Genomic DNA, 22,700 nt, shown 5'->3' with positions numbered 1-22,700 from the left:
GGGTCGCTCCCTGAAAACTAGACACGTCTCGCGACGAAGCGATCCAGGAGCCGCCTCGCTGCTCTGGATTGCTTCGCTTCGCTCGCAATGACGGCGCGGCTTTGCACATTCACACGCGCTCGATGATCGTCGCGGTTCCCATTCCCGCGCCGATGCAGAGCGTCACCAGCGCCGTGGACTTGCCGCTGCGCTCCAATTCGTCGAGCGCCGCGCCCACCAGCATCGCGCCCGTCGCGCCGAGCGGATGGCCGAGAGCGATGGCGCCGCCATTCACATTCACTTTGGAATCGTCGAGGCCGAAAGCCTGCATGAAGCGCAGCACCACGGCGGCGAAAGCCTCGTTGACCTCTATGAGGTCGATGTCGGAAAGGCTCATGCCCGCCTTGGCGAGCAGCTTCTTCGTCACATCCACCGGGCCGGTCAGCATCAGCGCCGGCTCGGAGCCGATATTGGCGAAAGCGCGCACGCGCGCGCGAGGCTTCAGCCCATGACGCTCGCCCGCTTCGCGCGAGCCGAGCAGCACCGCAGCGGCGCCGTCGACGATGCCGGACGAATTGCCGGCATGATGCACATGGGTCAATTTCTCGACGTCAGGATGCGCCTGAATGGCCACCGCGTCGAAGCCCGCCTGCTCGGCGAAGAATGCGAATGACGGCTTCAACGCGGCGAGCGACTGCATATCCGTCGCGGGGCGCATATGCTCGTCGCGATCGAGAATGGTAAGGCCGTTGACGTCCTTCACCGGCGCGATGGATTTGGCGAAGCGCTTCTCCTCCCAGGCGCGCGCGGCGCGCTGCTGCGACTGCACCGCATAAGCGTCGACATCGTCGCGCGAGAAACCATATTTCGTCGCGATAAGATCGGCGGAGACGCCTTGCGGCATGAAGTAAGAGGGAATGGCGATGGTCGGATCGACCGGCCAGGCGCCGCCGGAAGCGCCGATGCCGACGCGGCTCATGCTCTCGACGCCGCCGCCGATCGTCAGCTCATGCTGGCCGGACATGATCTGCGCAGCGGCGAAATTCACCGAGTCGAGGCCGGAAGCGCAGAAGCGATTGATCTGCACGCCGGGAACCCCATAGCCATAGCCGGCGGAGATCGCCGCGGCGCGCGCAATGTCGCCGCCCGCCTCGCCGACCGGATCGACGCAGCCGAGGATCACATCATCGACCGGCGCGCCGTCGAGATTGTTCCTCTCCTTCAGCGCGGAAAGAGCGGTGACGGCGAGGCCGAGGCTCGACACCTCATGCAGCGAGCCGTCGGGCTTGCCGCGCCCGCGCGGCGTGCGCACGGCGTCGTAGATATAGGCTTCGGGCATGAAGCAACTCCGTTGCTGGGCGAATAGCGAATAGGGAGTAGCGAGTAGCTCGCCTCTCTCTATTCGCTACTCCCTATTCGCTATTCGCTTCATCAAAACATCTCCGCCGGCAGACTCATCAGCGTATCGACCCCTGCCGTGATGCGCGCCAGACGAAAGCCCGTCTCGGGCAGCATCTTCTCCATATAGAATTTGCCCGTCGTCAGCTTGGCGTCGAGCCATGCGCCGTCGCCTTGCGCCTCCTTTTTCTTGGCGAGAGCCGCACGGGCGATGCGCGCCCATGTGTAGCCGAGCGCCACGCGGCCGAAGAGATGCATGTAATCATAAGATGCGCCGGCGCCATTGTCGGGCTTGGCGAGCCCATTCTGCATCAGCCAGATCGTGGCCTTTTGCAAATCGCCGAGCGCGGCCTTCAGCGGCTCCACGAAGGGCTTCATCTCGTCGGAACTCTCATGAGCGATAAACTCGCTCATTTCGGCGAAATAGGCCATTGCGGCGCGGCCATTGTCCTTGGGCAATTTGCGGCCGACGAGATCGAGCGCCTGAATGCCATTGGCGCCCTCATAAATCATGGTGATGCGCGCGTCGCGCACGAATTGCTCGACGCCATTCTCGTCTATATAGCCGTGCCCGCCCCATATCTGCTGCGCCTTCACCGCGCTCTCGAAGCCGAGATCGGTGAGCACGCCTTTCAGCACCGGCGTCAGCAGCCCGAGACGATCCTCCGCGATCTGACGCGCCTTGGCGTCCTCGGACCGATGCGCGATATCGCTGTCCAGCGCGGTGGCGAGAGCGAGGCCGCGCGCCGCCTCGTTGAAGGCCTTCATCTCCATGAGGCCGCGCCGAATATCCGGATGCACGATGATCGGATCGGCGCCGCCGCCGGCGTTCTTCGCGCCGGTGAGCGCGCGTCCTTGCAGGCGCTCCTTGGCGTAGGCCGCCGCATTCTGATAGGCGACCTCCGATTGCGCGAGACCTTGCACGGCGACGCCGAGCCGCGCCTCGTTCATCATCACGAACATCGCATTGAGGCCCCGATTGGGCTCGCCGACCAGAAAGCCCCTGGCGCCGTCATAATTCATCACGCATGTGGCGTTGCCGTGAATGCCCATCTTATGCTCGAGCGCGCCGCAGCGCACCGCATTGCGCGCGCCGAGAGTCCCATCGGGATTCACCTCGTATTTCGGCACGATGAAAAGGGAAATGCCCTTCACCCCGGCCGGCGCGCCGTCGATACGCGCGAGCACGAGATGAATGATATTCTCGGAAAGATCATGCTCGCCGGCGGAGATGAAAATCTTCTGCCCGCTGATGGCGTAGGAGCCATCCTCGCGCGGGCTCGCCTTGGTGGTGAGCAGGCCGAGATCGGTGCCGCATTGCGGCTCAGTGAGATTCATCGTGCCGGTCCAGCGGCCCGCCGCCATGGGCGGCGCGAAGAGGCGCTTCTGCTCCTCGCCGCCATGGCGCAGCAGCGCGGCGAGCGCGCCTTGCGTCAGGCCCGGATACATTGCGAAGGACATGTTGGCCGCCGAGGCGAACTCGTTCATCACCACGGCCAACGTATAAGGCAGGCCTTGTCCGTCATATTCGGGCGGAACCGCCAGCCCCACCCAGCCGCCGGCGACGAACTCGCGATAGGCCTCCTTGAAGCCGGCGGGAGTCGTGACATCGCCCTCGGCGTCCAGCCGGCATCCTTCCGCATCGCCGCTGCGGTTCAGTGGCTGCAGCCGCTCCTCGCAGATTTTGCCCGCCTCGCCGATGATCTGCGCCAGAACGTCGGGCGTGGCGTCGGCGAATCCGGGCAGATTGCCATAGCGCTCGAAATGCAGGACGTCGTTCAAGAGGAAGAGAGTGTCGTCCACCGGGGCCTTGTAGATCGGCATGAGAGCCCTCCCTGCGCGGATCGCTTAGGTGATATCTCGATATAGGCGTTTTCCCGGCGCTCGGCCGGCTCATCGACGATCATGCGCCTGTCTCGGTTACGAAAACGCAACGTCGAACGCGTTTGGACGCCGAAAGACAAGTCGTTCATAATGCGTGCGAATCAGGGGTTCGTTAGGTGCGTCCTGCGCAGCAATAGGTAGAGAGCCGGCCCCTCCTGCGCAATAGGGGAGCCACACGGTCGGCTCCGCGCAAGCGTTAACCATTTATTTACCTTCTTCGAAGGAAAGTCCCCGGCGACGGCGTACCCCGCCCTCACAGCGTTCCGGCGCGATTCGCGCCTCTCGAGTCGTCGCTCGTCCAGTTTTCCCCAGCCAACACGGGTCGAGCCCGCCGGATATCCGATGACAGAGGCATTTCCCTGGAGCTTCAAGGGCATAGATCACGAAACCCGCGATGTCGCGCGCGCCGCCGCACGACGATCGGGCAAGAGCCTTTCCGCTTGGCTCGATGATGTGATCCAAGAAAAAGCCAATTTCGACGACCGCTCATCCGGCGTCGATGACGAGGAGCCGAACGCTCCGGCGCGCCGACGCGCGCTGCGCTCGCGTCTCTACGGACGCAATGATCGCGGCCGCATGCGCCGCGACGCCGCGCCGAGACGCGACATCCGCGACGAGGAGCCGGAAGACGATTTCCGCTCGCTCGCGCCGCGCGGCCGCGCCGAGGTCGACGCCAAAGCCATCGTCGACGACGCCGTCGCGCTCTTCGAGCGGCGCTCCGCCGAGAGCGAGCGCAAGACGGCCAACGCCCTCTCCGGCCTCGCCAAGCTGATCGACCGCAATCATACGAGCCGCGCTCGCCTCGGCGACGATATCGGCGCGGTGATGGATCGGCTCGGCCACATAGAGGAGCGCATCGCCACCCGCCCCGACGAGAGCGTGCGGCCGATCCGCAACGCGCTGGCGCGGCTCGAGGCGCGCATCGACAGCCTCTCCAACGACGATCGCGCCTATGAGTTCGAGAATGCGCTCGGCTCGCTCGATCAGCGGCTCGCCGAAATTGCGGCGCGGCTGGACGAGGAAGCCGAGGAGCGCCGCGCCGTCGAGCTACGCCGGCGTCAAGAACGAGAAAAGCAAGAGCGCGAGAATTCGGAGCGCGAGCAGCAGCAGGAACGCGAGAGACTGGAGCGCGACAGCCGGCAGGAGCGCGAGCGTCGCGCCGCCGCGCGGCGTCCGCTGTCGGAGGCCGTCGCCGAAATCACCGAGCGCCAGCGCGCGCTCGAGGACCAGGCGGGCGGCGATTTCGTCGCCAGAGCGGCAATCGAGGCGCGGCCGGCGATCTTCGACGGTCTCGCCGAATCGATCGAGTCGCTGTCGCGCCAGCTGATGTCGGCCCGCGCCGAGCAGAGCATTCAGGGCGAGCAGCAGGCGGCCGTCGTCGCCCAGATCGACCTGTTGCGCTGCGATCTCGAAGGCCTCTCCCGCGCGCTCGTCGATCTCGCGCCGCGGGCCTCCGTCGCCGCCGTCGAATCGGCGCTGCGCGAGTTGACCGAGCGCGTCGAGGCGCAGCGTCTCTATGGCGTCGAGGAGATGGTGCTGGCGCCGGTCGAGCGCCTCACCGCCGATCTCGCCTCCATCCTGCGCGAGCTCGATCCGAGCCGCATCGTCGCCGTCCTCTATGAGGAAGTGCGAACGCTGAACGACAAGCTCGCCGAGCATCACGCCGCCGGCGGCGCCGATCGCGCCGCCATAGACGCGATCGCCGGCGAGACGCGCGAGATTCACGAGCTGCTGAAGGCGGTTTCCCGCCGTCCTCTGCCGATCGAGAAGCTCGAGGCCGGCATCGCCGCGCTGACCACGCAGGTCGACGAGCTGAGCGCCGCCGGCGCCAATGTCGCCACGGCCAAGGATGTGAGCGAGCTCGTGCAGAGCATTCGCTCCATCGTCTCGACCGAGATCGGCGGCTCCTTCGCCGCGCTCGAGCGCCGGCTCGAATATTTCGCAGCCAAGCTCGACAACATCTCGACGAAATCGGGCGGCGGCAAGCGCTTCGACGAGATCAACGAGCGCATCGAGCAGGTCCATAAATCGCTCGCCGCGCGCATAGAGCGCAGCGGCTCGGGCGTCGATGCGAGCAAGGTCGAGCAGCTCTTCGCCTCCTTCGCCAAGAAGATCGACGCGGCCGCGCAATCGAAGATCGTCGATCCGGTGGGCGAGCTCGGCCGCAAGATCGAGAAGCTCGAGCAGAGGCTCCAGCCCGCCACGGCGGCGCAGACATCCGCTGATTCCGAGCAGCTGCGCGAGATCGCCGCGGCGATGAACGCGCTGCGCTCCGAGGTCGAGCGCAAGGGCAATGGCGGCGCCAGCGTCGATCCCAATCAGTTCGAGCGGCTGTTCAGCTCCCTCTCCAAGAAGATCGACGCGGCGAGCGAGGCCCGGATCGTTCATCCGGGCTTCGACGAGCTCGGCCGCAAGATCGAGAAGCTCGAGCAGCGGCTCCAGCCCGTCGCCGCCAGCGCGCAGAAATCCGCCGGCTCCGAGCAATTGCGCGAGCTGGCCGAGCGCATCGACCATGTCCACGCAGAGCTCGCCGCGCGCATCGATTCGACCGCGCGCCGACGCGGCGACGACGCCAATCTGCATTTGGCGGAGCTGGTCGGGCAGCTGGCGCAGAAGATGGACGCGGCGCTCGATCCGGAGGCCGATCGCAGCGCCTTCGGCGCGCTCGAGCAGCAGATCGGCCGGCTCGCGGAACGGCTCGACCACTCCGACATGAACGCCGATTCCTTCGCCGCCATAGAGCGGGCGCTGGGCGCGCTGTCGACCAAGGTCGAGGAGACGCGCAGCTCCACAATGCGCGTCGCCGAGATCGCCGCGCGCGAGGCGGCTCAGGATGTCCTGCGCGACGCGACGGTTCACGGCGGCTTGCAGGACGCGCTGGAGAAGGAGCTGGTCGAGCTGCGTCATTTCCAGGACGAGGCCGGCCATCGCACCAATCAGACGCTCGCCGCCGTCCATGAGACGCTGCAGCGCGTCGTCGAGCGCCTCTCCATGTTCGAGGACGAGCTGACCGATCTGCGCAAGGCCAAGCCGGGCGCAGCGGCGGAGCCGCAGCGCGCCAAGGACGGGACCGATCCCCGCCGCGCCGCGCGCGTGAAATCCGCGGCGCCGGTCGGCGATGTGGAGGACATTCTGCTGGAGCCGGGCGGCCGCCCGCGCCGCGAGCCGATGGTCTCCCGCGACGACGATCGCTCCGGCTCGGTGCAGCAGGATTTCATCGCGGCCGCGCGCCGCGCCGCCCAGCAGGCCGCGGTCGACGCCCAGGCCGCAGCGGCGCAGGGCAAGGCCGCCCAAGGCAAGGCGGCCAAGAAGATCGCCGCCGAGCAGAAGCAGGAGCCCGAGCGCGTCGCCGCGACGGGCGGCGTCGGCGCGGCGCTGCAATCCCGCCGCCGGCCGCTGCTGCTCGGCGTCGGCGTGCTGGTGCTGCTCTATGGCGCCTATCAAATCGCCCGCGTCACGCTCGACAATCCGGCTCCGCAGGCCTCCGCCATTCAGGCGGAGCCGAACGAGGCGACCGCCTCCACCGAGCCTGCCGCCAAGGACGCGGCCGCCGAGCCCAAGGACGCGGCCCCCAAGGACGCCGCCGCGGCTCCGAACGCTCCCGCCGCCGCGACGGTCTCGGCGGCCGAGCCCGCCAAGGCGCCCGCCGCCGCGCCGAGGCCAATCGGCCTTCCGGCGCTCGCGCCCGGCGGCTCCGGCGTCGGCTCCTTCGCTCCCGGCCCGCAGGCTCCGACGCCCGGACGTTTCGGCTCGCAGACGATCGATCCCATGCCGGTCGGCGCGATCGGAACGCCGGCGGCCAATGCGCCCGCCGCGCCGCGGCAGGACGTTTTCAGCGTCATCAAGGAGATCGCCGCAGCCGGCGACGCCAGCGCCCAATATGAGCTCGGCCTGCGCTACTCCGAGGGTCGCGGCGGCGCCCCGCGCGATCCCAAAATCGCCTTCCAATGGTTCGAGAAGGCGGCCGACAAGGGCCTCGCTCCGGCGCAATACCGGCTCGGCTCCATCTATGAGAAGGGCATGGGCGTCGAGCGCGACTACGCCAAGGCGCTCTCCTGGTACAAGCGCGCCGCCGACGCCGGCAACGCCCGCGCGATGCATAATCTCGCCGTGCTGCACGCCGGCGGCGGCGACGGCAAGCCGGATTACGACCAGGCGGCGCTATGGTTCCGCAAGGCGGCCGAATATGGCGTGCGCGACAGCCAGTTCAATCTGGCCATTCTCTACGCCCGCGGGCTCGGCGTTCCGCAGAGTCTGACGCAGTCCTATCTGTGGTTCTCGGCCGCCGCCACTCAGGGCGACGAGGACGCCGGCAAGAAGCGCGACGAGGTCCGCGCCCGTCTCGACACCAAGGACATGGCGGCCGCCAAGGCGCTCGTCGACGGCTTCCGTCCCAAGCAGCCGGACAATGCGGCCAATGACGTCCCGCCGCCCCCCGGCGGCTGGGAGAACGCCAAGGCCCCCGCCAAGCCGGAGACGAAGCCCGCCGCCGGCAAGCCGAAAGTCTCCGCGCTTTGAAAAAGGCGCGATAGAACCGCGAAATAGAGAGAAACTTAGATCATAATGGCCGCGTCCACGCTGGACGCGGCCATTTTCGTTTCGCGGAAATGCCTGCGGCCGCAGCGCGGCCTCTATGAGACCAGCGCGCCCGGCCGAGACGGGATATCGGTCGTCCCCCTCCTCTGCAACTGACGACGGAAGCGCCGCTGTGTCGCCACGGCGACAGCGACCGGAAATTCGACGCCCCGCGCCAGCCGCGGGGCGTTTTGCCTCTTGACGCTCCTTCCGCCATTGCCGACCCTGCCGCCATGGTGAAGTTTCGGCCCGGCCTGTGGCGGTTCGCGCGCGCCCTCCTCACCAGGGGGATGGCGGCGCTGCTGCTGATTCAGATCGTCGCCCTCGCCTTTTCCGAGACTCGTCCCGCGCCAATGGAGCCGGGACTAGCTTCAGCCGCCCGCCTCTGCAGCGTCACGCCCGAAGGCGGCCATGCGCCGACCGCGCCCGACCAGCCCGGCCATTGCCTCTACTGCCCGCTCTCCTGCGCCCATGGCGGCGCCGGGCTCCCGACGCTGGTGGCGGCGACGCTCCTCCTGCTCCTCCCGCGCGACGCAGCGGCGACGGGCCGCGCGGTGGAGATCGATGCGCGGCCGGTGGCGGGAGCGACCGGCTTCCGGCAATTTTCGCGCGCGCCCCCGGCGCTCGTCTGAGCGTCAGCAGGCGGCCAGAGCTCTCCCGGCCCGCAGCCGCCGACCTTCGACAAGCGCATAGCGAGCCGCGCCGAGTCCTCCGCGCCGAGCGGAGCCGCTCCGCCGCCGAAAGGCGATCATGCCCGATCAAAAATCCGAACGTTTTCGCGAGCTGTTTCGCCGCAACAAGCGCGCGCTGCTCGACTATTTCAAGCGCCGCGTGGGGCCGGACCACGCCCCGGACCTGCTGCAGGAGACCTTCGTGCGCGCGATTCGCCGCGACGGGTTCGAGAACGTCGCCGATCCGCCGGCATTTCTGAAGCAGATCGCCATCAATCTCTCGCGCGATTTCGCCCGCCGCCGCGACAGCGAGGCCAAATATTTCGTCCCCGGCGACGCGCCCGAGGAGGTCATAGAGCCCGCCGTCGCGCCGGATGCGCTCTATGAGACGGAGGAGCTGGCCCGTCGCCTTCTGGAGGCGATAGAGGCGCTGCCGCCCAAATGCCGGCAGGCCTTCGTCATGCGCCGCTTCGAGGACCTCACCCATGAGGAGATCGCGGCGCGCATGGGCGTCTCCCGCAATATGGTGGAAAAGCATCTGCGGCTCGCCATGGAGCGCTGCCGGGCGGCGCTCGATTGATTGGGCGCCGACCTCCCCTTTTGCATGTCGGGCGCGTCCTACCCTATGAGAGCCTTGTTCTCGAGCCCTCTGCGGAGACCATGAGCGCGGACCACGCCCCCAGCGAAGCGGAATTGGAGCGACGGCGCGCCGCCATCGCCTGGTGGATGCGGCTCGACTCGGGCGCCTCGACGCCGGCGGAGCGCGAGGCCTTCGCCGCCTGGCTGACCGCGGAGGCCGCCAACAAGGCCGCCTTCGACGATATCTGCCGCCTGTGGGGCAATCTCGAGGTCGTGCGCCCGCGCCTCCAGCCGGCGGCCCACGCGTCCGGCCCGCCCCGTCTCACGCGGTTGCGCATCGGCGCAGCGCTGGCCGGCCTCGCTCTGGCCCTCGCGTTCTCCTATGACGAATTGGCGATCCGCTGGCGCGCCGGCCATCTCACCGGAACCGGCGAGCTGCGCAGCCTCGTCCTCGAGGACGGCTCGCGCGTGGAGCTCGGCCCCGATTCCGCTTTGGAGACGAATTTCGCCGGCGGCGAGCGGCGCGTGACGCTGCTCCGGGGCGAGGCCTGGTTCGCCGTGGCGCCCGACTCCGCCCGGCCCTTTTCGGTCGCCACTCCGGCGGGAACGGCGACCGCGCTCGGCACCGCCTTCGACGTCTCGATCCAGGGCGCACGCACCGAAGTCACGGTGACCGAGCATCGCGTGCGGCTGTCGGGCGCCGGCCCGAGCGTCATCGTCGAGCAAGGCGCGCAGAGCGCCTTCGCGCCGGGCGTGGCGGCGGTTTCGCCCTATCCGGTCGATACGGATCAGGTGACGGCATGGCGGCGCGGCAAGCTCATCTTCGACGACAAGCCGCTCGCCGAGGTGCTGGCGACTCTCTCGCGCTACCGCCGCGGATATGTGGCGCTCGTCGACCCTAGCCTGCGCGGGCGGCGCGTGACCGGCGTCTTCGAGACCCGCGATCCCGAGGCGGCGCTACGCGCGATTCAAAAATCGCTCGGACTTCGCGCCGTCTCCCTTGGCTTCGTCACGCTGATCGGAGGCTGAGAGGAGCCGCGCAAAAAACTTCATCGAGCGACCTCCTCCCCGTACGCCGAGCCGCGTCCAACTCGGTGAGGGGACGTTCGAGCCCCCGAAAAAATGCGAGGGGGCGCCGATGGCGAGACGGGTTTCGAGGCGGAGCGGCGGCGACGCCGGGAGTGTGCTCATGAGCGCGACGGCGCTGGCCACAGTGTTGGGCGCATTGGCGATCGGCGGCGCCGACGACGCCCGCGCGCATGCGCAAATTCCCGACAAAGAAATCGTCGAGATCGTTCGCGCCTATTCCATCCCCGCTGGCCGCATGTCGACGGCGCTGACGCGGCTCGCCGATACGAGCGGCGTGCTGATCGTCTACGACACGACGCTGACGCGGACGCTGACGACGCGCGGGCTCGAGGGAACGCATACGCTGAATGCGGCGCTGGAAGAGCTGCTGTCGGGCTCGGGGCTGAATTACGACGTGGCGGCGGACGGAAAATCCGTGCTGATCGTGCTGGCGCAGAACGATGGCGTGCGCAGCGACGCTGTCGGCGCGGAGGCGCTGCCGCCGATCGACGTGGGGGCGGAGGCGAGGACGCCGGCGGAGCGACGGGGTCGCGACTATGGCGGCGCCGGCGCCGGACAGGACCCCTACAACAAAAGCTATGTGCTGCCGAACGCCTCGACGGGCACCAAGACCGACACGCCGGTGATGGAGACGCCGCTGAACATTCAATCGGTGACCCAGCAGGTGCTGCGAGATCAGCAGGCGATCACTATCGAGCAAGCGCTGCAGAATGTCAGCGGCGTGGCGGTCGGCGGCGGCGGCGCTTTCGGCGGCGGCACGCCCTACGGCGACATCAATTTGCGTGGTTTCGCCAGTGACGTTTATTTCCGCAACGGGTTCCGCATGGGTCCCAACGGCAGCGGAATCGACGGCATCTCCACCATCCAGCTCGCCAATATCTCGAGCATAGAGGTGCTCAAGGGTCCCGGAGCCACGCTCTACGGGCTGCTCGAGCCCGGCGGCGTCGTCAATATCGTCACCAAAGAGCCGCTGAACGCGCCCTATTATTCAATCGACCAGCAGATCGGCTCTTTCGCCAATTACCGCACCACCATCGATGCAACCGGACCCGTCACCAAAGACGGGGACTGGCTCTATCGGCTGAACATGTCCTACCAGAACAATGGCGCGCCATTCGGCTCACCGATCGAGCTCATTCACGGCCAGGATATTTTCATCGCGCCGACGCTCAAATGGAACATCGATGCGGCGACGTCTGTGAAGCTCGAAGTCCAATATGATGAAAATCGCAGCGCGATCACTTTCGGCTCCACTCCTGCATTCAACGGGCAGTTCTTGTCGTTGCCGCGCAATCGAAATTATAGCGAGCATTCTCCAGACACGCTGAAAACCTTCTTTTCGGCGCTCACCTGGTCACACCAATTCGACAACGACTGGTCGATCAAGCAGCAGATCGCCTTTAAGCGCGCGGAAGACGCTAGCTCCTTCCGACTGCCCGCCTTCGTCCAAGATACCGGAACCAGATATCTCGTCGAGCGATACAGCGGAGAATCCGCCAGACAGCAAACCGCTTTTTCGACCAATGTCGATGTCGTCGGACATTTCGACACTTTCGGAGCGAAGCACACTTTGCTACTCGGCGGCGACTTCTACAGGTCCAGCACCGGAAGCCAGAACTTCATCAACTTCACGTCGTTCTCGGAAATCGACCTCTTCAATCCAGTCCATCCCGGCACGCCGTTTCTCGCCGCCCCGGTCCCTTCCGGCGCGGTCTCCAATCTGCAGGACACGGCGGGCTTTTATCTTCAGGATCAAATCAAGCTGCCGTATGATTTCTCGATCCTGGCGGGCGCGAGATATCAATATATCCAGCAAAAGAGCGCGTCCGGCCTGACCGCCGACGCATTGACGCCGAGCGACAAGGTGACGACGGCCGAAGCCGTGACGCCGCGCTTCGGTCTGTTGTGGCGGCCGGAACAATGGGTCAGCGTCTATGGCCATTACGCCGACGGCTTCGGCGCGGGCGCCGGCCGGATCTTCCCCGGAACGCCGGCGGCCCCGAGCAAAGCGCAGGAATTCGAGGCCGGCGTCAAGCTCGAATGGTTCGACGGGAGGCTGCGGGCGACCGCCGATTACTTCAATCTCGCCAAGACCAATGTCCCCTCGACCGATTATGCGCATCCGGGTCTCGGCTTCGTGGTCTTGACCGGCGAGGTGCGCAGCAAGGGAGTGGAAGTCGACATTCAGGGCGAAATTTTGCCGGGCTGGAGCATGATCGCGACCTACACCAATCAAGAGGTGCGCACCACCAAGGACGAAAATCGGGCCCAGATCGGCCAACGGTTCGGACGCGATCCGAGAAATATGGCGAGCCTCTGGTCGACCTATGAGTTCCAGACCGAAATGCTGAAAGGGCTGAAGATCGGCGGCGGAGCCATCTATCGCGACCGGCAGCCGATTTATGATTTGTCGGGCCTCGGCTTGCAGATGTCCAATCCCGCTTACGCCACGATCAATCTGATGGCGGCCTATAGCTTCACGTTTTCCGGACTGAAGCTCACGGCGCAGGTGAATGTCTCCAATCTCCTGGACACGACTTATTATGCGGAAACGGCTCTCGACCCGACCGCCTCGGGAATGGGATTAGGCTACCGCCTCTATGGCGCGCCGCGGACTATCCTCGGCTCGCTGCGCGCGGAGTTCTGAGCGCGCGCCCTGCCCGGCCGCGCGCCGCACAAAGCCAGTGGCTGGATAGCTGGGCAGGGCTGCTGATGATGTCCTCCTCGTCATCGTCGGACTCACAGGCCTTCAACACCGCGTTGGAGCATATCTTCGCGCAGCAGCTCTTCGCAAAGCCGCGGCCGGGCGCGGCGCCGCTCGAACTCGGGACGCTTGCCGGAGGCCGAGCGATGACGCGCCGCCGCATGCCCGCGCGGATAGCGTGACGACGAGCGCGCATCCGCATCCTCTGCTATAAGCCGCCTCGCCCGCGCCATTCGCGCCGCAGCGAGGAGCCCTCATGTCGGAAGAAACCAAGCTCGCTCTGCTCGAGCGCATCGCCACAGCGCTCGAGCGGCTCGCCCCGCCGCCGCCGCGCGCGGTGGATTTTTCCTGCGCCGAGGCCTTCGTCTGGCGGGCGGCGCGCAGCGAATTCTCGCCCGTCGTAGCGATCAATCGCGTCGATCTCGCGCTGCTCGAGGGCGTCGAGCGGCAACGCGATCAGCTCATCGACAACACGCGCCGCTTCGCGCGCGGGCTGCCGGCCAATAATGCGCTGCTGTGGGGCGCGCGCGGCATGGGCAAATCCTCGCTCGTCAAGGCGGCGCATGCGACGATCGCGCGCGAAAAGGAATGCGTGCGGCCGCTGAAGCTCATCGAGATTCATCGCGAGGACATAGAGAGCCTGCCCATGCTGCTCTCCACCTTGCGCGAAAAGCCGTTCGGCTTTCTGCTGTTTTGTGACGATCTCTCCTTCGATGCGGCGGAGACGAGCTACAAATCCTTGAAGTCCGCGCTCGAGGGCGGCGTCGAGGGGCGGCCGCGCAATGCGCTGTTCTACGCCACCTCCAACCGCCGCCATCTGCTGCCGCGCGACATGATGGAGAATGAGCGCTCCTCCGCCATCAATCCCGGCGAGGCGGTGGAGGAGAAGGTCTCGCTCTCCGACCGTTTCGGCCTCTGGCTCGGCTTCCACAATTGCAGCCAGGCGGAATATCTCGCCATGGTTTTCGGCTATGCGCGCCATCACGGGCTCGACGCGCCGCAGGAGACGATCGAGCGTGAGGCGCTCGAATGGTCGATCACGCGCGGCGCACGCTCCGGCCGCGTGGCGTGGCAATATGTGCAGGACCTCGCCGGGCGGCTGGGCAAGCGGCTCGACGGCTGATCAGCGCGCCTGCGCGTCGCGGATCGGCAGCACGATGAAGAAGGTCGCGCCGACGCCGGGCTCCGCCTCGACGCTGAGGCGCCAGCCATGGCGATCGGCGATCGCCTTGCAGATGGCGAGGCCGACGCCCGAGCCCGGATAATCGACCTTGCTGTGCAATTGCTTCAGCGGCTCGAATATCTTCTGCGCATATTGCGCCTCGAAGCCGATGCCGTCGTCGGCGATGGCGAGGCGGAGCGAGCTCTCGTCGCAAAAGCCCTTTATATCGACCGCCGCCGGTCGGCCGGGCTTTCTATATTTGATGGCGTTGGCGAGAATATTCTGCACCAGCCGCTGAAATTGCGTGGCGTCGGCCGTGATGGAGACTTCAGGCAGATCGATCTCCACCCGCGCCTCGGTCTCGGCGATCGTCGGCGACAAGGCCGCCAGCGAAAGCGCGATGGCGTCGCGCAGATCGAGCGAGGCGAGCTCCAGCTCGTCGTTCACGATGCGCGAGAAGGACAGAAGATCCTGCACCAGCGCGCGCGCGCGCAGCGCCGAAAAACGCATCACCTCATTGGCGCGGGCGATCTCGTCAGTATCGCCGCGCCGGATCGCCTCCTCCATCAGATCGCCGAAGACGGCGATCTTGCGCAGCGGCTCCTGAAGATCCTGCGAGGCGACGAAGGCGAAACGCGCCAGACGCTCATTGAGGCGCTCCAGCTCCTCCGCATGAGCGACGAGCGCGGCCTCCTCGGCGTTCGTCTCGTACAGATCGACGATCGTCGCCAGAACGAGGGGTTCGCCGTCGCGCGCAATGGCGGAGAAGCGCGCACCGACCGGAAAACGCGCGCCGTCGCGGCGGACGCCCTGCAGGCCGAGGCCAGAGCCTACGACCACTGGCGACGCCTGCGGCAGAAGGCGGGCGAGCGGCAGGCCGATGATCTCCGCCTCCGCGCCGAAGCCGAACATGCGCCGCGCGCAGGGATTGGCGCCGATGATCGCGCCGCGTTGGTCGACGAGCACGAGGCCCGCGACTGTCTCGTCGAACACGAGGCGACGCCAATCGTCGGCCGTCGCGGCCTCCGACATTCACCCTCCTCTGGTCGCCTCCGGCCGCGCTGCGGTTTCTCCGCGCGCATTGTCGAGCTCTCGTCTCGCCGGATGCAGTCTCCCGAGAGGGATATTGGCCCGTGGCGCCGCCGAGGTAAAGAAGAAATTGAGACCTCATTGCTTTCGAGGAAATGCAGCTTTCGTCGAATTCTATGATAGTTCGATTCAATTGTTAGAAACTCTCAGATTGTCTTCGGCTCCACAGTGGATGAGCGCGCCAGCCGCCCTTCGTCGTCGAGCGGCAAATCGCCGCGAAAAACGGCGAGCAGATTATCCGCGCCATCGCCCAACAGATGTCCCATAGGGCCGGTGTTGCGCCCGCCCTCGGTCTGACCATCGACCAGCAGAGCGGTTCGGCCGGTGCGATAGCAAATGAGGAACACTTCGAGATTGGGAAAATCGTCGCCATAGACGTGGCCGCTGACGCGCAGCCGCTTCGCCATGCCGAAATCGATCCGTGCGTCGATGAAGGTGTCTATGTCTGGAGCGCCGGGAACGAGCGGATTGCCTCCCGCTGTGCTCGCGCGAAATTCGAACAAACTCGGCCCTTCCAGCTTTGTCCGCACGAGGTTGCTCTTCACAACGGCCATGCCTTTGATGACGGAGCCTATGGCGGGATGGAACTCAGTGCCGCTGGAGCCGGCAAATTGATGCACGACGCCAGACTTGTTGAACATCACGGCCGCATAGGTCCGAGAAGTGTCCTTCAATGAGGTGGAGACGCCCCGGTCGTCTCCGGCGAAGTAGCCGAAGCCCATCGTCAGGGGATTGGCCCGGCCGAATTTGGCGAAAGGCGCGTAACGCCGAAAATGCAGCCCGAATACCGGATAGCGCTTGTCGATCTCGCACATGACGAACCTTCGAAAGATAGAACATGAAAATATGCGACTAGGAATTTCGGCAGATAAAATGGCTTTTCCATGAAGCTGGACGCGTATCACCGAGACAAAAAAACGGCCGCGCTCATCGCGCGGCCGTGAAATTCCAGCGGACGGGCCGAAAGGCCCGAAGCCTCAGCGGATCACGTAGGGCAGAAGGCCGAGGAAGCGGGCGCGCTTGATGGCCTGGGCCAATTCGCGCTGCTTCTTGGCCGAGACGGCCGTGATGCGCGAGGGCACGATCTTGCCGCGCTCGGAGATGTAGCGCGAGAGCAGGCGCGTGTCCTTATAGTCGATCTTCGGGGCGTTGGCGCCGGAGAAGGGGCAGGACTTGCGGCGGCGGAAGAAGGGGCGGCGGGCTGCGGCGCTCATCAGAAAGTCTCTCCTTCGGCGCGGGGTTCGTCACGGCGCGGGCGGCGGTCGCCACGGTCGCCTCTATCGCCACGGTCGGGGCGCGGACCGCCGGGGCCGCGGCGGTCGCCACGGTCGTCGTCGTCACGCTTGCGCAGCTGGGCGGAGGGGCCCTCCTCCAGCGCATCGACGCGCAGAGTGAGAAAGCGCAGAACGTCCTCGCTCAGGCCCTGCTGACGCTCGACCTCGGCGAGGGCCGCCGGCGGGGCGTCGATGTTGAGAAGGGTGAAATGCGCCTTGCGGTTCTTCTTGATCCGATAGGCGAGGGACTTGACGCCCCAATATTCGGTCTTCGTCACCTTGCCGCCGAGCGAGGCGATGATGCCCTTGAACTGCGTCGTCAGCGCTTCCACCTGCTGGGGCGAAACGTCCTGGCGCGCAAGATAGATATGCTCGTAGAGAGCCATTCTCTTGCCTTTCCTCATCGTCGCGAGCCCGCTCTCGGCGCAGAGCCCTTCGAGCCTTCAAAGGAAAGGCTCGATCGGGAAGTTCGAAGGCGGAGACACTGGAAGACGGGCGAACCCTGCCTGTGGCGGAGCCAAAGGCCTTCCGTTCAGCCCCCGGCCGGAAGCGTCGCGAAGCGCGCTTTATAGCGGCGTGGGCGCAGGATGCAAGGGCCGCGCTCAGCGGCCGTCGAACCAGGCCTTCCATTGCGGGACCGCGGTCGCGAAAGTGCCGCGATGCGTCGTCGGCCCGGTGGAGACGGCCTCGACGACCTTATTGCCGGAGCCGAAAGCCTGCGCATAGGTCATCGCCATGCGGCCAACGCCCTGGGTGATCGCCTCGTCCGCCTCGCCGTAATAGTTGCGAACCGGCGATTTTATCACCCAGCGATAGGCCTGCGTCGCCGCAATGAGCCGGCCGAAGGCCGAATTGGCGAAATAATGCGGATCGAAATAATCCGGCTTGATGAGCTTGCGCAGATCGGTCGGCACGGCGGCCGCATCGATCGGCTGGCGATCATAGGCCTTTTTGGCGATGTCGTAGTGCTCCTCGGCGAAGAGCGAGCGGGCGAGGCCCGGAACGCCATAGTAGTTCTCGTAGGAAAAGGCCGACAGGATGAAGATGCTGTTCAGCCAGACGGCGTCGTTCGGCCGCGGAAAGTCGAGAAAGCCCTCCATGGCGGCGTAGAGATCCAGCGGCGCGCTGGCGGTGGCCGCCCCGCGCACGGCGACGCCCGCGCTCTCGAGCTTCTCCAGAAAGGCCATGGTGACGAAGCCGCCTTGCGACCAGCCCGAGAGGAAAAGCTTGTCGCTCTTCAGCTTCAAATGGTCGAGCACGGCATGGCTGGCGACCAGCAGATCGTAGCAGGCCTGCTGATGGCTGGCCTTCACCATATAGCCCTCGGGCTCCCGCGAGACGCCGAGGCCGAAATAATCGGCGCCGATCACGGCATAGCCCTGCCCGGCGAATTGCGCGATCATCAGCTGCGTCTCGGGAGATTCCTCGGCGAAGGAGGGCACCTCGTGGCGCCCATAGACCGTGCCATGCTGGTAGGAGACCATGGGAAACGAGGTCTCCTTCGTGTCCGGCACGGCGAGCAGGCCGGAGGCGACGGTCGGGGCGTTGCCCTTCTCCGGTATGACGGAGGAATAAGTGATTCTATAGAGCCTCACGCCATTGCGCGCCGGCGTGTAGTCCACTTTGACGCCCGCGAATTTCGGCGTGTCGGTCTCCATTATCTGGTTCAGCCGATGTGCGTCCCAGCGCGCCACGAGCTCGTATTTCACGCCGGAAGAGACTTCGACCGGCGCATTTCGCGAGGCGGGCGCCGCCTGCGCGGCCGCGCCGAAGAGCAGCGCCGAGATTAGGATCAGCACACGAAGAGTGATCGGCATGAGGGAGCCTTTTCGGTTTCGGGGGTAGATAAGCCGTCGGCGCGCCGAGCGGCGCAAGTGATCTATAGACCGCAATATTTTCCAAATCGCATCCGTCGCCGAAAATGCGCCGTCGGCGTCGTCATCCCATTTCGGCCGCATTTGCTCCCGAGAAACGACGCGGACGTAAACGGAACGGAGAGCAATGGGCATGATCTCGAGCTGGGCGCGCTGCGCGGGCGCTATCGCATTCGGCCTCGTCCTTTCGGGGAGCGCGCAGGCGGCCAATTTTCTCGATCGCGGCCCAGTCGCGGATTTCGTCAATAATTTCCGCCTGCAGTCGATCCCGAGCCAGGAGGTGGCCTGGAGCCATCCGCAATATAAGAAGGGCACGATCGTCGTCTCCACCAAGGAGCGGCGGCTCTATTATGTGCTCGGCCCCACGCGGGCGATCGAATATGGCGTCGGCGTCGGCCGCGAGGGCTTCACCTGGTCCGGCGTGAAGACGATCACCGCCAAGAAGGAATGGCCCGATTGGCGCCCGCCCGCCGCCATGCTGAAGCGCCGGCCGGACCTGCCCCGCTATATGGCGGGCGGCCAGGACAATCCGCTCGGCGCGAGAGCGCTCTATCTCGGCTCCAGCGATTATCGCATCCACGGCTCCAATGAGGGCGAGACGATCGGCGAGGCCGTCTCCTCCGGCTGCATCCGCATGACCAATCGCGACGTCGCCGATCTCTATGATCGGGTGAAGGTCGGAACCCGCGTGGTCGTGCTGAAATGACAGGGGCGCCCTTCTCGAGCTATCAACCGCGCAGCCCTATTCACGGCGGCGGAGTTTCGAGGAAGAGGATCATGCGCAAGCTCTGCATTCTGGCGGGTCTCATCGTCGCCTATGCGCTGCTCGCGGGTTGCGACAAATGCACCCACGAGCTGCAGGACATACGCCTGCCGCTGCCGCCGCAGGCCTGCGCGCGCTGAACGCTTTTTCTGCGGCCGCCTTTGCTCTATAGAGCGCCCTGACGCGGATCGGGAAAGGTGAGCGCAGATGGCGGCTGGCCATTTCGTCGAGATGAAGAAGCGCGGCGAGAAATTCGTCGTGCTGACCGCCTATGACGCGCCGACCGCCCGACTCGAGGTGGAGGCGGGCGTCGATATCGTCATGGTGGGCGACAGCGTCGGCACCAATGTGCTGGGCTACGCCAGCGAGCGCGAGGTGACGCTGGACGATATGGCGCATCACATCGCCGCCGTGCGCCGCGGCGCGCCGGGCGTCTATCTCATCGGCGACCTCCCCTACGCCACCTATGACAGCGAGGCGCAGGCTCTCGCCAGCGCTGCGCGGCTCGCGCAGGCCGGCGCCGATTGCGTGAAATTCGAAGGCGCGCGGCCGGAAATCGTGCGCGCGCTGAAGCGCGAGGGATATGAGGTGTGCTGCCACATCGGGCTCGAGTCGCAGCATCAAGAGGGCAAGCGCCGCCAGGGCAAAACCGCCGAAGCCGCGGCCAAGCTCCTCGCCGACGCGCTGGCGCTAGATGCTGCGGGCGCCGATTTTCTCGTTCTCGAGCTCATCCCGCGCGAGCTCGCGGCGAAGATCACAGAGCGTCTGCGCGCGCCGACGATCGGAATCGGCGCCGGCGCCGATTGCGACGCGCAAGTGCTGGTCGTGCATGATCTCGCCGCGCTGGGAACCCGCGACTTCAAGCATAATCGCCGCTATGCGGAGCTGGGCGCCGCGCTACGCGCGGCGGTCGCCTCTTACGCGCGCGATGTGCGCGAGGGGCGCTTTCCGGCCGAGGAAAATGGTTTCTCAATGGAGGCGGCGGAACTCGCGGCCTTGGAAAAGATCATCGCATGAGCGCGTCTCGAATAGGCCTTCTGCTCGTCAATCTCGGCACGCCGAAGGGCGCCGATTATTGGTCGGTGCGCCGCTATTTGCGCGAGTTTCTGTCGGATCGCCGCGTCGTCGATCTGCCGCCCGTGCTGTGGCGTCCCATTCTCGAGAGCTTCGTGCTCACCTTTCGGCCGCGCCGCTCCGCGCGCGCCTATCGCTCCGTCTGGAACAATGAACGTGACGAAGGCCCGCTGAAGACGATCACGCGCGCACAGGCGGAAAAGCTCGGCGCGCGCTTCACGGATACGGGCGTCATCGTCGATTTCGCCATGCGCTACGCCGGGCCTTCCATCGGCGAGAAGATCGACGCGCTGCGCGCAAAGGGCTGCGAGCGCATTCTTCTGTTTCCGCTCTATCCGCAATATGCGGCCTCGACGACGGCCTCCGTCTTCGACGATGCGGCGCGCGCGCTGGCGCTATTGCGCGAGCAGCCGACATTGCGCATCGTCCCGCCCTTCTATGACGATCCCGCCTATATAAAAGCGCTCGCCGCCTCGACGCGCGCGCAACTCGCCGCGCTGGATTTTACGCCGGATGTTCTGGTCGCCTCTTTTCACGGATTGCCGCAAGCGCAGATCGACCGCGGCGATCCCTATCGCCGCCATTGCGAGGCGACATACGATCGTCTGCGCGCCGCGCTCGGCATGTCGACGCAGCATTTGCGCCTCGCCTTTCAATCGCGCTTCGGCCGCACGCAATGGACCGGCCCCTATACGGTGAATGTGCTGCGGGAGCTGGCGCAGAGCGGCGTGAAGCGCGTCGCCGTGCTGACGCCGGGTTTCGTCTCCGATTGTCTGGAGACGCTCGAGGAGATCGGCGTCGAGCTGCGCCACGCCTTCCTCGCGGCCGGCGGCGAAAAATTCGCGCGGCTCGATTGCCTCAACGACAGCGAGGATGGATTGCGCGCGCTAGAGACGATCGCGCGACGAGAGCTCGCCGGCTGGCTGGACTCGTGAGCGGCGTCAAGCTTCTGCCGAAATCTTTCCGCCGCTGATCGTGACGATGCGGTCGGCGGCGTCGAAATAGCGATCGTCATGCGAGATCACGACGAGCGTCTTGCCGCGCCGCTTCAGATCGGGAAGAATCTCGCGATAGAAAGCGCGGCGAAACGCCGGGTCCTGCTCCGCCGCCCATTCGTCGAAGACCATCACCGGCCGCCCCTCGGCGAAGGCGGATACGAGCGCGAGACGCTTGCGCTGTCCGGCGGAGAGCGCGGTGGTGGTATAGACGCCATTCTCGATCGCAGTCTTTTCCGAAATCTCCATGAGCGCGAGATAATCCTGCGCCGCGGCGGCCGACTCCTGCGAGACGCTCACATCGTCGAAAAGGAAATAATCGAAGAAAACGGCGGAGAACAGCTGGCGATAATCGTCGCGCTCGGCGTCGGAGACCGGCCGGCCATCGACGAGGATTTCGCCGCTCGTCGGCGGATAGACGCCGAGAATGAGCTTGAGCAGCGTTGTCTTGCCGCCGCCATTCTCGCCGATGATGAACACGATCTCGCCGGGGCGAATGTGAAAATCCGCCGGCCCGAGCGTGAAACCGGCGACATTCTCCTTCTGCGAATATTGGAAGGTCACGCCGCGCAATTCCACCGAGCCGAAGAACGGCGAAGCCGGCTGCGCTGCGCTTTCGACGAGCCGCGGCTCCGCCGTCGTGAAGCTCTCGGAGAGATCGACGACACGGCGAAACGACGTCGCGGCGCGGCCGAACATCGGGACAGTGGCGATCATCGCAGTGACGGGCGCGCGCATATAGAGAAGCGCGACGATGAACGTCCCTGTCGTGGCGGGCGCTTCCCCCAGCGCCGATTGCGCGGCGGTCAGCGCGCCGATGACGATGAAGATAGACGTCGTGTCGATCGCCTCGACGGTGGAGAAAATCACGAAATTGCGCGTCGTCAAATCGCGTATGCGTTCGATCCGCGCAAACAGCCGATCATTGCGGAACGCCGCGCGCCGCACGCGATTGAGGCGCAGCTCCTTCGCGCCCTCGATCAGCGCGTCGTAATCCTTCTGCAGCTCGTCGCGCGCGCGTCTTTCGGCGTCGAATAGCTCGAAGCCGCTCGAAAGGGCGCGCCGCATGAGATAGATCGGCAGGCAGGCGAAGGCGACGGCGACCAGCGCGAGGCGCCAGGACAGAAAAACGAGATAGGCCGCGCAGCCGAGCGCGGTGAGCACGGACACGAATAGAAAGGGAAGTCCGCGCACGAACTCGCAGATTTCATCGACGTCGTGATTGAGCGCGGTGACGATGCGATGCCGCTGCAAGCGCTCGAGCGCCGCCACCGGCGCGCAGAGAATCTTGTCGACCAGCTCCTTGCGAAGATCGGCGACAGCGCCCTGGACGACCTCGCTGTTCGAGCGGTTCGCGACGATTTCGCCTGCGAGAATCGTCGCGCAGAGCCCGGCGAAAATCGCGATCTCGGCGGCGGCGAGGCCATTGCCGAGGGCGCGCTCGATCATGGCGAGAACACCGACTGTCGCGAGGCTCGCTGCGCCTCCCGTCAGCGCCGCGGCGAATGCCTGCCTTTTATAGGGCGCGAGCAGACGAGCGGACGCGCGCAGAAGAGACCTGTTCCGCATCTATGGCCTCGTTGAAATGAA

The 22,700-nt window shown here is 65.8% G+C and carries 18 protein-coding genes; 10 read left to right on the top strand and 8 right to left on the bottom strand.

Annotation, left to right across the window (positions count from 1 at the left end; genetic code table 11):
- Positions 1–109: 109 nt before the first annotated feature.
- Positions 110–1,318: an acetyl-CoA C-acetyltransferase gene (locus tag EDE12_RS06035; protein ID WP_024881040.1), complete on the bottom strand. Its 1,209-nt coding sequence runs from the start codon at positions 1,316–1,318 to the stop codon at positions 110–112.
- A 92-nt stretch (positions 1,319–1,410) separates the two neighbouring features.
- Positions 1,411–3,201, bottom strand: coding sequence for an acyl-CoA dehydrogenase C-terminal domain-containing protein (locus EDE12_RS06030; RefSeq protein ID WP_026599387.1), 1,791 nt, complete (start codon positions 3,199–3,201; stop codon positions 1,411–1,413).
- Positions 3,202–3,603: 402 nt separating this feature from the next.
- Here EDE12_RS06030 and EDE12_RS06025 point away from each other — a divergent pair, with 402 nt between their 5' ends.
- The 6 genes from EDE12_RS06025 to EDE12_RS06000 all read left to right on the top strand — a co-directional run bounded on the left by EDE12_RS06025 (position 3,604) and on the right by EDE12_RS06000 (position 14,002).
- Complete coding sequence (locus EDE12_RS06025; protein WP_036291178.1) at positions 3,604–7,779, top strand: SEL1-like repeat protein; 4,176 nt, start codon at positions 3,604–3,606, stop codon at positions 7,777–7,779.
- A gap of 290 nt (positions 7,780–8,069) precedes the next feature.
- Positions 8,070–8,468, top strand: coding sequence for a DUF2946 family protein (locus EDE12_RS06020; protein WP_134187999.1), 399 nt, complete (start codon positions 8,070–8,072; stop codon positions 8,466–8,468).
- 118 nt (positions 8,469–8,586) lie between these two features.
- Positions 8,587–9,087 carry an RNA polymerase sigma factor gene (locus EDE12_RS06015; protein WP_026599389.1) on the top strand — a complete coding sequence of 167 codons (501 nt, stop codon included), beginning with the start codon at positions 8,587–8,589 and terminating at the stop codon, positions 9,085–9,087.
- Positions 9,088–9,167: 80 nt separating this feature from the next.
- Positions 9,168–10,115, top strand: coding sequence for a FecR family protein (locus EDE12_RS06010; RefSeq protein WP_026599390.1), 948 nt, complete (start codon positions 9,168–9,170; stop codon positions 10,113–10,115).
- 160 nt (positions 10,116–10,275) lie between these two features.
- Complete coding sequence (locus tag EDE12_RS06005) at positions 10,276–12,822, top strand: TonB-dependent siderophore receptor (protein ID WP_051592564.1); 2,547 nt, start codon at positions 10,276–10,278, stop codon at positions 12,820–12,822.
- Between the two features lie 313 nt (positions 12,823–13,135).
- The gene (locus EDE12_RS06000) at positions 13,136–14,002 is read left to right on the top strand and encodes an ATP-binding protein (protein WP_026599391.1); all 867 of its coding nucleotides are present in this window, start codon (positions 13,136–13,138) and stop codon (positions 14,000–14,002) included.
- Here the strand turns inward: EDE12_RS06000 and EDE12_RS05995 are convergent, their stop codons facing one another.
- From EDE12_RS05995 to EDE12_RS05975, 5 genes are all read right to left on the bottom strand, one after another.
- Entirely contained in the window at positions 14,003–15,073 is a 1,071-nt protein-coding gene (locus EDE12_RS05995; RefSeq protein ID WP_024881049.1) for an ATP-binding protein, read from the bottom strand.
- Between the two features lie 203 nt (positions 15,074–15,276).
- Positions 15,277–15,945, bottom strand: a complete 669-nt coding sequence (locus EDE12_RS05990; protein ID WP_024881050.1) for a hypothetical protein — start codon at positions 15,943–15,945, stop codon at positions 15,277–15,279.
- Positions 15,946–16,107: 162 nt separating this feature from the next.
- A complete protein-coding gene (gene rpsR, locus EDE12_RS05985; protein ID WP_018266677.1) occupies positions 16,108–16,344 on the bottom strand; it encodes a 30S ribosomal protein S18 in 237 nt (78 codons plus the stop codon).
- Positions 16,344–16,790: a 30S ribosomal protein S6 gene (gene rpsF / locus EDE12_RS05980; RefSeq protein ID WP_024881051.1), complete on the bottom strand. Its 447-nt coding sequence runs from the start codon at positions 16,788–16,790 to the stop codon at positions 16,344–16,346. The genes rpsR and rpsF overlap by 1 nt, the downstream gene beginning before the upstream one ends.
- 216 nt (positions 16,791–17,006) lie before the next feature.
- Positions 17,007–18,221 (bottom strand): alpha/beta hydrolase, encoded by a 1,215-nt coding sequence (locus EDE12_RS05975; RefSeq protein ID WP_024881052.1) that lies wholly within the window; start codon positions 18,219–18,221, stop codon positions 17,007–17,009.
- A gap of 184 nt (positions 18,222–18,405) precedes the next feature.
- Between EDE12_RS05975 and EDE12_RS05970 the strand changes: the two genes are divergently transcribed.
- From EDE12_RS05970 to hemH, 4 genes are all read left to right on the top strand, one after another.
- Positions 18,406–18,984 carry a L,D-transpeptidase gene (locus tag EDE12_RS05970; RefSeq protein ID WP_198022777.1) on the top strand — a complete coding sequence of 193 codons (579 nt, stop codon included), beginning with the start codon at positions 18,406–18,408 and terminating at the stop codon, positions 18,982–18,984.
- Between the two features lie 71 nt (positions 18,985–19,055).
- Positions 19,056–19,181 carry a hypothetical protein gene (locus EDE12_RS22435; protein WP_280949434.1) on the top strand — a complete coding sequence of 42 codons (126 nt, stop codon included), beginning with the start codon at positions 19,056–19,058 and terminating at the stop codon, positions 19,179–19,181.
- Between the two features lie 67 nt (positions 19,182–19,248).
- Positions 19,249–20,058 carry a 3-methyl-2-oxobutanoate hydroxymethyltransferase gene (panB, locus tag EDE12_RS05965; RefSeq protein WP_024881054.1) on the top strand — a complete coding sequence of 270 codons (810 nt, stop codon included), beginning with the start codon at positions 19,249–19,251 and terminating at the stop codon, positions 20,056–20,058.
- The gene (hemH, locus tag EDE12_RS05960; protein ID WP_026599393.1) at positions 20,055–21,050 is read left to right on the top strand and encodes a ferrochelatase; all 996 of its coding nucleotides are present in this window, start codon (positions 20,055–20,057) and stop codon (positions 21,048–21,050) included. Before panB ends, hemH begins: the two co-directional genes overlap by 4 nt.
- A 6-nt stretch (positions 21,051–21,056) precedes the next feature.
- On the opposite strand, the gene EDE12_RS05955 is transcribed toward hemH, so the two are convergent.
- A complete protein-coding gene (locus tag EDE12_RS05955; protein WP_026599394.1) occupies positions 21,057–22,679 on the bottom strand; it encodes a cyclic peptide export ABC transporter in 1,623 nt (540 codons plus the stop codon).
- Between the last annotated feature and the right edge of the window lie 21 nt (positions 22,680–22,700).

Origin of the sequence: Methylosinus sp. sav-2, from assembly GCF_004366495.1 — a bacterium.
Classification (GTDB): Bacteria; Pseudomonadota; Alphaproteobacteria; order Rhizobiales; family Beijerinckiaceae; genus Methylosinus.
The sequence above is the reverse complement of the archived record's forward strand: the minus strand, read 5'-3'. Positions and strand labels throughout refer to the sequence as shown.